This window comes from Clostridium sp. D43t1_170807_H7 (assembly GCF_015555905.1).
GTDB lineage: Bacteria > Bacillota > Clostridia > Clostridiales > Clostridiaceae > Clostridium.
Genome location: NZ_JADNLK010000072.1, coordinates 1 through 1607 on the forward strand (window position 1 = coordinate 1; position 1607 = coordinate 1607).

At 29.5% G+C, this 1607-nt stretch carries 2 protein-coding genes; both read right to left on the minus strand.

The window, feature by feature from the left end; genetic code table 11:
- Positions 1–251: 251 nt before the first annotated feature.
- Complete coding sequence (locus tag I2E98_RS15795) at positions 252–707, minus strand: DUF4274 domain-containing protein (RefSeq protein ID WP_195469816.1); 456 nt, start codon at positions 705–707, stop codon at positions 252–254.
- Positions 708–725: 18 nt separating this feature from the next.
- A partial coding sequence (locus tag I2E98_RS15875; RefSeq protein WP_207737644.1) for an AHH domain-containing protein occupies positions 726–1607 on the minus strand: 882 nt, incomplete at its 5' end.

Consider the following 1607-nt stretch of genomic DNA (forward strand, 5'->3'; position numbering starts at 1 on the left):
GAGTTTTTTTATATACTCAACGCTTAAGCTAATCTGAACATACCTGCACAGCAGGTAGTATTCATTTATACAAAAAAGCCAATGTTTCCTTTATAGAAACATTGGATCTTATTATTTTTATAATATATATTTAATTTTTATTTTATTTACAGTTTACCACATTATTAGATTTATACAGTGTCAGATTTTATTAATACTATTGATTTAACTATATTCACCTTTATTTATTTTTTATGCAATTACTATCACGCTTAAATACTAGGTATCTCTACATCATTACCATCAGATTCTTCTATAAAAACTCTATTTATATTAGGATTATTCTTTTTTAATTTAAAACTTTGAATCTTTGTTAATGGTGGTATAAACTTAATGTTATTTAGTTTAAATTGATTACTTAGAATTTTCTCTTCTATTTCTGATATAAATTTAGCCCATTGCTTTAAATTAGGATTTTTTAATTCTTCTCTATTTTCTAAAACCCTATATCCGTCAGCGTCATAAAAAATCATTAATGCAGTTCCTAAGTCACAATTCTTATTATTTATTATACTATAGGGAATCTCAAAACCATTATCCCAGTTATAATTCCCTGCTATTATATGCAATAGCTCAGAATCTGTTATATCTTTAATATCATCTATAGTATCTTTTTTATTTTGCTTATATAAAAGTTTATATATATATTCTCTCTTAGCTGTATCCATTTCATTTACTCCTTATCATCAATTCCTAATTTTATCCAAACTTCTTTCCCACAAATCAACTGTTGCTCCTTGGCTTGGATATAATGGTAACCCGCTTTCTTGTAGTTTTCTCAAATCACTCTGCAAGTCAAAAACTTGTTTTTGAAGTATATCAACACTTTGATTTATGTCTAACTTATTCAATTGATTTCTTACTACCTCATTATATACCGAATGATATCCTCTATGTCTTGACATAGCACTCAATTCAGCATCTGGAGTTCTTAGTAATATTCCATTTGTTGCATTATCTAAATCCATTCCTATTTTTTGAATTATTGGATTATCAGCCATCTCTGCTGGAATTATATGTTGTGCTTGATGTCCTGTCCATTTAGTTGATCTCTTTAATCCCATGGACTCCATTATATTTTTACCTAATTTAGTAGAATCTCCACCAGTAACTACTCCTGGACTTCCAGGAATTAATCTTCCAGTATTGTTACTAACCCCCTTTATAGCTCCACTACTCGTTACATCATCAACCTTAGTAATACTCCTTGATACAAAATCCTGTAACTTCGTACTAGCCTCAGGTTCTAACTTAACTGTTCCACCTCCAGCTAATGCTATTTCATCACCAAAATTAAATACCTTTTTTAATAACGTTAAACCTTCATCACCTTTTTTAGCTACATACATTAAAACATCATCAGTATATTTTGATAACAAACCAACAAAGTCATCAGTATACTTTGAAACAAATTGCATTGCTTTATCCCAGTGTTTTCCTATGAACTTAACTACTCCTTGTCCTGATTCTCTTACGAATGATGCTCCTACTATTGGTATAAAGAAGCATGCAGCTGTAATTAATCTTTCTGCCAACGATAACTTTTCTCCTGTTATCATATTTACACC

Coding starts and splice junctions, on each gene's coding strand:
- I2E98_RS15795 (WP_195469816.1), bottom strand. CDS start 707: ATGGATACAGCTAAGAGAGAATATATATATAAACTTTTATATAAGCAA.